The sequence below is a fragment of the Microcoleus sp. S13_C3 genome, from assembly GCF_036700905.1.
In the GTDB taxonomy this organism is placed as follows: domain Bacteria; phylum Cyanobacteriota; class Cyanobacteriia; order Cyanobacteriales; family Microcoleaceae; genus Microcoleus.
The window spans coordinates 1-7,978 of record NZ_JAUBPT010000242.1 but is presented as its reverse complement, the minus strand read 5'-3'; the positions used below and the strand labels follow the sequence as shown (position 1 = coordinate 7,978).

Here is a 7,978-nt window from a genome sequence, read left to right as displayed (position 1 = left end):
CAAAAACCAATTTTTCTTTGACACATCTTCTCAAATCCCCTTGACAACTGGCATACAGGCTTAACTTGTGACCAATGGTCAGCGACCATCCTGAAGTGCATGGCTATTTGCGGAGCAAATCTCAATGAAATCTCATTCACAACAGAAAGGCGAGCTGATTTTTCCTAACTCAAAATTTCCTCCTACCTGGGAGTAAAAACAGCACTAGGGTAAGCAATCCGCTTGTGATTGAACTGTTCCCAAACTCGCACAAAAATCTCCGCAATTAGAGACATATCCTCCCGCGTTAAACCCGAATCAATCAACTGATTATCCTGCCAGCGAGCCCTCAAAATCCGATTAACCATATTCAACGCCTCTTCATGAGTAGCATCCTTGAGCGATCGCAAAGCAGCCTCGCAAGAATCCGCCAGCATCAGAATTCCCGTTTCGCGCGACTGCGGAATCGGCCCGTCATAGCGAAAATCCTCCTCCCTCACTTGGCGACTTGCGATTGTTAACTTTGAATTATCCGCATCTGGCAAAGCAATCTTTAAATCTTCTATTTCTTTTGCAGCAATTTGCTGCGCTTGGTGGTAGAAATAAGCAATTAACATTGTACCTTGGTGTTCGGGAATAAACGCCTGAATTGCCTTCGGCAATCGATGCTTCCGCGCCATCACCAAACCCTCGGTAACGTGCTTTTTAATAATCTCCGCGCTCGCCCAAGGGTCATTAATTTCATCGTGTTTGTTGCCCCCACCCATTTGATTTTCACAAAATCCGAGCGGGTCGTGCATTTTTCCAATATCGTGGTATAATGTCCCAGTCCTGACCAGCTCAACATTGCAGCCGAGTTCCCGGGCGGCAGCCTCCGCCAAACTCGCCACAAACAGCGTGTGCTGAAAAGTCCCCGGAGCCTCGGCGGCCAATTTCTTCAACAGCGGGCGGTTGGGATTGGCAAGTTCCGCCAGCCGAATCGGCGTAATCAAGTCAAAAACGTGTTCCAAATAAGGGCTGATGCCGATCGCCACAACGCTCCAAGCCAAACCCGCCAAACTTTGCGCGCCCACCGTACCCAGTACGACGTACCAAATAGCACCGGCTGCCGCGCTGGCAATCAAAGTCCCCACGAGATAAACCGTGCCCAGAGTCAAGCCGACAGCCACACCCAAAAGAGCCAATTCCTCGCGCGATCGCAGCCGCCCGGCCATAAAAGCGCCCAGCAATCCCCCCGCCCCGCTAGCCACCAAATGAATCAAGTCCACATTTAAGCCAACGGGCAGCAGCGCCGACAGCAGCCCCACCACAGTCACTCCCACCGCCGAACCGTAGAAGCCACCCGCTAAAATCCCGATCGCGGGCAAACTCGTCCAAGGCAGGCCCAAACTCACCAGCACCGGCGCGCTCAAAGTCAGCAGCAGCAATAGCAAATGATCTCTCCGGCGCAACCGGTAGTGCCTTTCCACCAGCAGTACGATCGCAATTGCCCCCGCGACTAAACAAACAAAACCCGTCAGCCCCAGCCAATTCACCCCCCGCCGGCTCAAACCAAAATAGTCGAGCAACACGAAATCTTCCTGCGAGATATCTTGTCCTTGTGCAACAATTATCTCGCCCTGATCTACTGCGATCATCACCGGTTTCACCTTTTGGGCTGCTAATTCAGCTAGCTGTTTGGTTTCCTCGGGATCTCTCACCAGATTTGGCTGCAAAATCGCTGTTAAACCCTCAACCGCCAAAGCTTGGGACTCTAACGGCACTTCATCTGCCACTTGCAGCTTCACAGCTTCTTTCAAAATCTCTTTTGGCAAGCCCTGCGGGATACCTTGAGCCACCATCCTTTTTGCCGCCCGACTCATACCGGTTTGGGTTTTCTGCCACACTGCCTCCGACAAACCAAACAGCGAAGTATCGTATATCTGGGGTAGCCCGGAAACCGACGGTTTTTCCAGCGCCTCCACAGCATTGAGATAGCGTTGGCGAGCCGAGGAAATACTGTCTGTCAGGCTTTGAAAGTCTGCTGCCGGGAGCGATCGGCTGTAAGCTTGCAGTTGAGCGATAGCCTCCTGCCGAGACTGGTTCTCCGTCTGCCCAGCAACTGCGGGGGAATCCAAGCTCAACCGCTCGGAAGTTGCACTTTTGTCCCCCGCTTGCGCCAAAATCCAGCGCCACTCCCACTCAGGACAGCCCCGCAAGTAAACCTGAACAGCAAGTGAGAGGGCCGAGGGACTCGCAAACGGAAACGGGCCTACCGCCTCCCGCAGCTCGCTTCCCTGCTGCAAAAATTGTTGCAATTCTTGATAAATTTGTCGATCGACCGCAGAATCCAGCATTAATATCGCTACAGCCCCGATCCGCGCTGCTTTCCGCTGTTCTTCAGTAGTTTTGTAATCGGGGATGCTAGCAGTAGCAGGAGCCTTAATCGTCTGAGGAGCTTTCGTCCCCACATCCAGTTTCGGCTGGTTGTAGAAGCGGTGGCCCAGAGTGCTGCTTAGGGAAACTACCGCTACCAGCGCCAACATAGGGGAACGAGCTTGATTTTTGAGGCTGGATTTGGAGGTTTTACTTGTAAATCTAGTAGTAAAAGTCTCGGGAAGAAGCCATTTCGGGCGCGACAAACGGCTCAGGAGAGGCCCGCCAGCGCGCTCGGTATCTGCTTTGCTGCAGCCATTTTGCACTTTAGCAATGTGTTGGCGCAGTGAGCGCGCAGCCCCTAGCTGCTCAATCTGCCGCATCAATGAGGAGAGCGTATTCATTTGTGTCGAAGATATATCACTGTTATCCAGCAGCTTTGTCAGAATTTCTGACTATGCATCTTGATTGATTTTATCCGAACTACCCTGGCTGAATCTTCAGCCCTTACCAGTAAAAGCTCCAACCTTTATATTTTACGAGGTCTAATGACATAAGGTGCAGCCACCGATCGGGCTAGCGCTGCGGAATCGAGTCCGGCATCGGGGCTGTAAACTCCTGCCCAAACAGCAAACAGGTTATTTGCTAACTCTACAATTTTTACATCGCTGCCAGTTCCCCAGAGCGAAGGTTCTCGGCCGTCGGCTAGCTGCAGCGAATTAACCTCAGCCGAAGATACCTGTCGCCATTCTACAGGAATCGCAGCAACGCCGTTATAGGCTCCAGACAAAGCTCCTGTCAAAGCACAGGTTATTTGTCCGGCTATACCACAGCGGGCTGCCCGCACCACTGACAAGCGCAAGTCTTCTGGGGTGTTCAAAAAGCAGTAGAAAGCTAAGGCAATGGGAATGAAATTTCCTGGATTGACAATTGACTCGGTTTGTAATTTTTTCTCACCTTCGCCCTGTCTTTCTCGCAAAGCTGTGGCGCTTTTGCACAGATGAGTGGCGGCTGTTTCTAAATCGGCTCCCTTTTCTAGTAGTATTTGCACTTGCAGCAGCAGCTCTGTTAAGGCATTCTCTGTTTTCAGGTAGGCAAGTGTTTGCTCGATCGCTGTCGCGGGGTCAAGTCTTTCTTTGAGAGCTCGGGCGATCGTATATGCTACTGCTAAAATTGCTGTTTCCCATTCTGGCTGGTTTTCGTTGTGCCAAACCTCTATCGCCAGCATGATTTTTTCTCGCAGCTTGGCTTTATTTTCGTGAAAAAACATCGCGGATGGCAGCGCAGCAATTGCAGCTTCACCAGGGTTAAGCAGGGTTTGAAACTCACTGTTGCGGGGATGATAGATTTCCGACTTGGCAAATGCTTCCCAAGTATCGCGCCAATCTTTTAAATCTAAACCCCTACACCGAATTAAACTTTGAACACACGCTACCGCAAGTCTCCCGGATGCGGATGAGTCTTTGCCACTTGGGATTTTACTGTTGACAGAATTCAACACCAATGTTGCCCCTCTTAGGGTCAATTGTTGGTGTTTCGTCAGTTGTAAAATCGGCTGCAAGTCTTCTGTTTGGGGGGGAATACCCACGAGTTGCCTCTGGTATTGCAGGCCTAGAGAGTCTCCTAAAACTGCCCCCAGGATGGTTCCTTGAAACTTGCTCAACAGGGAATGCCGCATTTGAATTTAACTCAAGTTGTTATTGACATACTCCCCGGCTTAAAAGCGCGGGGATTCTTAACACTTCATTGACCGATACTACCGAAGTAGTTTTACGAGCGTCTCCATGTTCATTTAGAGTCGTGGCAATGCCCTATCCCGACTTTATTTATATTTTTGGCGGCGTTCTCATCTCTGTCTTGGTTAGTACCGCAATTGAGGCAGAGTATATAACGCACAGAGAGGTCTATTTTCCCCCACTTAAACCCGCAATCTGAGCAAACTTGGCTGGTAGGTTCCCAGCGACTAATTACTTTGAACTCTCTGCCATACTTCCCACATTTTCCCTCGCACAAAGCCCTAAACTCACCCCAACCTTGCTGACTAATTGCCCTTGATAGCTTCCTATTTTTTACCATTCCTGCTACATTCAAATCTTCTAAAATGACAAGTTGATTATCCTTAGCCAAGTTAGTTGATAGTTTGTGCAAAAAATCTTTTCTAGTGTCAGCAATTCGGTTGTGCAGTCTAGCTATTTGCAGTCGGGTTTTATTCCGCCGTTTAGAGTCGAGTTTTTGACGGGAAAGTTTACGCTGTAATCTGCGAATTTTGCGATCTAACACTTTGTAGTCAGGGCTTACAGCTTTAGTCCCGTCACTCATTACAGCGAAGGTTTTAATGCCCAAATCAATGCCGACGCTGTGGTTCTTAGCTTCGACTTCTTCGGGATCATCCTCTACTACAAAGCTGATGAAATACCGATCTGCACAATCCTTGATTATAGTTAAAGAGCTTGGATGGTCTGGCAATTCCCTAGACCAAATCAGCTTAACTCTGCCAATCTTTGCAAGGTAAACATAATCATCCCTCAACGAAAAACCGTTTTTGGTTATTTTGGCGGATTGGCTGTTTGTCTTTTTTTTGAACTTTGGATAGCCGACTTTTTTTCCGTTACGTTTTCCTTTACAAGAATCCAAGAAATTCTTAAAAGCTGTTTCCAAATCAGAGACAGATTGTTGGAGGCAAATCGCCGACACTTCTCCCAACCATGCTCTCTCCTCAGTCTTTTTTGCCTGAGTTATTACAATTTTTTGCAGGTCTGCACAGCTAGGTTTTTTGGCAGAGTTTTTGCAAATTCTTAGGGCATCATTCCAGACTACTCTAGTACAACCAAACAATTTAGCTAAGCTAATTTTTTGTTCCGTACTAGGAGAAAATCTGTATCGATACCGCGCTTTCATGCCTCTCTCTCCTGTGTTATTCTTATTATACTATACCACAACATCTGAGAAAATTAGGACAATTAAGAAATTAAAACCGTCCTATAAGGACGGGGCTTTAAACCCCGTTCTTTGGTAATTGGTAATTGGTAATTGGTAATTTAGAGTTATTCCTGGTTTGCTTCTTTGCCTAACTCTTGTGATTAATTTGAATTCAACCCAAACATATAAGGGCTGGTTTTCCATCTAAAACCTGCCCTCATCCGATCGCTACCATCGGTAAATTTTTAATTTTTAATCACGTAACTAACTAGAGCTTGCAGCCCCAGCCGATAACTTTCTGAGCCAAAACCGCTGATTTGCCCGATCGCCACCGCTGCGATAAACGAGTGGTGCCGAAAAGCTTCCCGCCGGTAAATATTGCTCAGATGAACTTCTACCGCAGGGATATTCACCGCGGCGATCGCGTCTCTAATTGCCACACTCGTATGAGTATAAGCTCCAGCATTAATCAATAAGCCTTGGTGCTGCCCTAACATCGAGTGAATTGCATCCACCAACACCCCTTCATGATTCGACTGCTGAATTGAGACTTGCACCTGGAGGGCTTGCGCTTCTCGTTCTAGCAACTTGTTGATATCATTTAAAGTCGCAGAACCATAAACTCCAGGTTCTCGCTGACCCAATAGATTCAGATTAGGGCCGTGAAGTACCAGGATATTTAACAATTTTAAAATTTCCAGCGCAACAAAAATTATGAGAGTTTTGACATGGGATTTACAACCAGTCTGCCACCTCAAACCTCAAACCTTAAACCTCAAACTTCTAATGCAGTCCCGACTACCTGCGATTCCTCGGTTGGTTGACAGGAATACGAATCGGTTCAAGTTCCGGTTCAGGATCGGGACTCAGCAGTCCTTCTATCAGCTTGCGAACCCATTCTTTAATTTCTTCCAGCACCTTTTCAATGTCTTCCATTGAACGGATAGCTCCTTTTTTTATAGTCTAGATTGCTAAACCGACGGCTAAATATCTGAAAATAAGCAAGCACGACTTTGAAACCAAAGGTCAAACTTGCTTTCTCGCTTGCTGGATATTTTGAGCAATGGAGAGAGTGAGTATATTGGCCAATCAGTCCTATCTTATTATCATAACGAATCTTTACAGATAATCAAGAGGCAAAAGGAAAATTGCCGAATTATATCGGAGTAGAGAGTGTTAAATAAAACTTAAGCTTACGGTTTACTGTTGACAATTGACCAATCGTAGGAGTTTTTCTACGCTTTTGCCAACAATAATTTACGCCGGAGTTGATCGAGCGCCGTACAGCTACTCAGATTCCGAATCCACTCGCGGCCTCTGGCATCGCCAAAACGGTATTCAAAACTTTCTGCGTCGCCGTGGGATCCCGCTAAACCAACATAAACCAGTCCGACAGGTTTAGCATCTGTGCCACCTCCTGGCCCGGCGACGCCTGTAATGCTCAACCCCCAATCGGTATTGAGGCTGGCGCGAACTCCCGCAGCCATTTGTTTTGCCACTTGGTGGCTGACTGCCCCAAACTCGGCTAAATCTTGCGGATTAACACCTAATAATCCTTCCTTAACCCGATTGTCGTAAGAAATAATCCCGCCTAAAAAGTAGCTCGAACTGCCGGGAACACCAGTCAGCATCGCCCCCAATCCTCCTCCGGTGCAGGATTCAGCCACGCTAAGAGTTTGCCCCGCATCGAGCAACAATTGGCCGACAGTGGAAGCGAGGGTATCGCTATCAGCACCGTAACAGTCCGAGCCGGCAATTTGCCGCAATTGTTGTTCGATCTGCTCAATCAAGTTTTTCGCCGCCACGGAGGACTCCGCGCGGGCCGAAATCCGCAGTTTGACTTCGCCGTGATTGGCGTAGGGAGCCACAGTAGGATTAGTTAAATTCAGAAAACTATCTACTTTTTCCGCCAATGCCGACTCAGCAATCCCCCAAAATTTCAATGTGCGGCTGTAAATAGTGGCGCTGCACCAGCCGTTATTTTGCAGGTAAGGAACGGCAGTTTCTTGCCACATCAAGTGCATTTCCGCCGGTACGCCGGGAAATGTCATTACTGTCACGTCAGAAACCGGCTGCCAAATAATGCCCGGTGCAGAACCGCTGCGGTTCGGCAGAATGTCCGCAGTTTCTGGAATTAAAGCTTGTTTGCGATTGCTGGGACTCATTGTGCGTCCCCGCTGGGCATATTTGTATTCGATATCTGCAATAATTTCCGGCTTTTCGATGAGGGGAACCCCAAAAAAATCGGCGATGGTTTCGACTGTCAGGTCGTCTGGTGTGGGGCCCAGGCCTCCGGTGAACAGCAAAAGCTGCGATCGACTGACGGCGATTTCTAACACTTGTTTGATACGTTCTGGATTGTCCCCCACCACTGTTTGATAGTAGTGAGGGATTCCCAGACTCGCTAATTCTTTGGCTAAAAACTGGGCATTGCTATTAAGAATATCGCCTAACAGCAGTTCAGTGCCAACACAAATAATTTCAGCAACCATTATTCGATTTTAGATTTTAGATTTTGGATTTTAGATTGGGGAATTGGGCATTGGGCATTAGGCATTGGGCATTGGGCATTGGGAATTGGGCATTAGTGATTAGTGATTAGTGATTAGTGATTGGTGATTAGTGATTGGTGATTGGTGATTCTTACTAACAACTGTCAACTGTCAACTGTCAACTGTCAACTGTCAACTGTCAACTGTCAACTGTCAACTGTCAACTGTCAACT

6 protein-coding genes are annotated in these 7,978 nt (G+C 47.9%); all 6 read right to left on the bottom strand.

The window, feature by feature from the left end; all coding sequences use genetic code 11:
• Positions 1–182: 182 nt before the first annotated feature.
• Complete coding sequence (locus QUA16_RS34560) at positions 183–2,738, bottom strand: HDIG domain-containing metalloprotein (protein ID WP_333109541.1); 2,556 nt, start codon at positions 2,736–2,738, stop codon at positions 183–185.
• A gap of 125 nt (positions 2,739–2,863) precedes the next feature.
• Complete coding sequence (locus tag QUA16_RS34555; protein WP_333109543.1) at positions 2,864–4,012, bottom strand: ADP-ribosylglycohydrolase family protein; 1,149 nt, start codon at positions 4,010–4,012, stop codon at positions 2,864–2,866.
• A gap of 110 nt (positions 4,013–4,122) precedes the next feature.
• Positions 4,123–5,232, bottom strand: coding sequence for a transposase (locus tag QUA16_RS34550; RefSeq protein ID WP_333181715.1), 1,110 nt, complete (start codon positions 5,230–5,232; stop codon positions 4,123–4,125).
• Positions 5,233–5,498: 266 nt separating this feature from the next.
• Complete coding sequence (aroQ, locus tag QUA16_RS34545; RefSeq protein WP_333054681.1) at positions 5,499–5,939, bottom strand: type II 3-dehydroquinate dehydratase; 441 nt, start codon at positions 5,937–5,939, stop codon at positions 5,499–5,501.
• Between the two features lie 112 nt (positions 5,940–6,051).
• Positions 6,052–6,189 (bottom strand): hypothetical protein, encoded by a 138-nt coding sequence (locus tag QUA16_RS34540; protein ID WP_333081027.1) that lies wholly within the window; start codon positions 6,187–6,189, stop codon positions 6,052–6,054.
• Between the two features lie 299 nt (positions 6,190–6,488).
• A complete protein-coding gene (locus tag QUA16_RS34535; protein ID WP_333109658.1) occupies positions 6,489–7,745 on the bottom strand; it encodes a competence/damage-inducible protein A in 1,257 nt (418 codons plus the stop codon).
• Positions 7,746–7,978 lie beyond the last annotated feature (233 nt).